The sequence below is a fragment of the Rhizobium sp. rho-13.1 genome (assembly GCF_007000305.1).
Taxonomy (GTDB): Bacteria; Pseudomonadota; Alphaproteobacteria; order Rhizobiales; family Rhizobiaceae; genus Rhizobium; species Rhizobium rhododendri.
The window spans coordinates 1-1,604 of the sequence record NZ_SCFL01000068.1 but is presented as its reverse complement, the minus strand read 5'-3'; the positions used below and the strand labels follow the sequence as shown (position 1 = coordinate 1,604).

General features: G+C 51.2%; 1 protein-coding gene. It reads right to left on the bottom strand.

Annotated features, from left to right (window positions below; genetic code table 11):
• Positions 1-1,057 (bottom strand): methyl-accepting chemotaxis protein (locus EQW76_RS28640; RefSeq protein WP_142832621.1); only part of this gene is annotated, 1,057 nt, incomplete at its 3' end.
• Between the last annotated feature and the right edge of the window lie 547 nt (positions 1,058-1,604).

The following is a 1,604-nucleotide window of genomic DNA, read 5'->3' as shown; positions in this document are numbered from 1 at the left end:
CCTGAGCATTTTCGGCGACGGCTCTGAGAGTGTGCTGAAGCTTGTCCATCGAGCCGTTGAAGTTCTCCCGCAACCCGTCGAGATGGGAAACGAACGCGGTCTCAATGCGGTAAGACATGTTGCCGCTGGAAAGCTCGCCCAATCCCGTTCCCAGGCTGTCGACGGCCAGGCGAGTGGCTTCGGCGTCGTGCGCTTTCTGCGCTTCTCGCTCTGCTCGCTCCTGCTCTGACAGGGTGCGGTTGGATTGCGCCTCCCGTTCAAGGCGTATGCGCTCAATAGCGTTGTCGCGAAACACGGCGACGGCTGCAGCCATCTGGCCGACTTCATCACCTCGTTCCAGCCCAGAAATAGGCTCTTCAGTTTCGCCACGCGCCAGAGCTTCCATGCGGCTCTTCAGTTTGACAATAGGCGTAGTGATGCCGCGCGATGAAACCACAAGCCCTGCGGCAAGCGCGGCTGCAAAAACGAGGCCGAGTGTCACCAAAGTGTAGAAGATTGTGCCTTCTGTGACGGCAGTTAGAGCATCGCTTTGCTCTTCAACACTCTTACTTTTGTGCTCAATCCAGCCACGAACGTTTAGGATCTCCTCTTTGACCTTCACGTCTGCCTGCTTCAGCAGCGACTTCGCCCTATCATTGTCGTCAGCCAGACCTGCCTTTACGGCTTCGTCCGTAATGGAAACAATTTCTTTGGCGGCATCCATGAGAGGAATTACGCTCGGGGCGTCGTCCTGTGCGTGCTCCTTTGCTACGTCGAATAATTCGAAAAGCGTCGTTCTATTCTTTACGTAGTCGTCATTTAATCCTTGCATCTCAGGATCCTTCGAGCTGTATGCGAGGATCTGATAAGCATTGTAGCTAATGGCTGCGACTCTTTGGCTCGCTCGAGCCATCGCGACCGTTGCTACTTCATCTTGCGAAATTAGGTCTGAGTAGTTGTCATCGGCCTTTTGGAAATTGCGTGACATCGTCAACACGCCGCCGGCGGCGATTACGCATATTGTAATCAGCACTGACAATATCTTGGTTCGGATCTTCGCATTTTGAAGGAAGGACATGTTGGTTATAAATCCGTTGATGGCTTGTTGCACATGACGGCACAGCTACCGCGTGCGAAGACACTAGAACCAAAACCTGATAATTTAGTAAATAACAGGATATGGCCTTAAGCTATTCGAAGGTAACAACAAATATGGCAGCTTTGGAGAAGTTTAGCTGAGCCGGAAATGAAATATGAATATTTAATTTCGTTCCTTAACCGGCGGGAGCCGGTGACTGTCTATTCAGTGGAATTAAAAATTGAAAATGTTGATTGTTCTGGAAGCGCCCCAAGCTGAAGACCCCTTTGGGGCGCGAGGTCTGTCGGGGATCAGGTATCGTTGCTGTCAGCCGGGTGAATACTTGTCGAAAACGGCTGCTACTTTCAGTTTTACATCAGCTTAGCCTGATATTTTGTGGTGTCCGTGAATGCCCCACATGATCGGGCGCAACTAATGCACATACTGACCCATTAAAACCCTGAACGCCGTGACAGCGTTCAGGGTCTTTTACTAGCATTACAGTTGCAGTTTTAGTTTCAAATGAGCGCGTCGTGCGGCAGCTTGA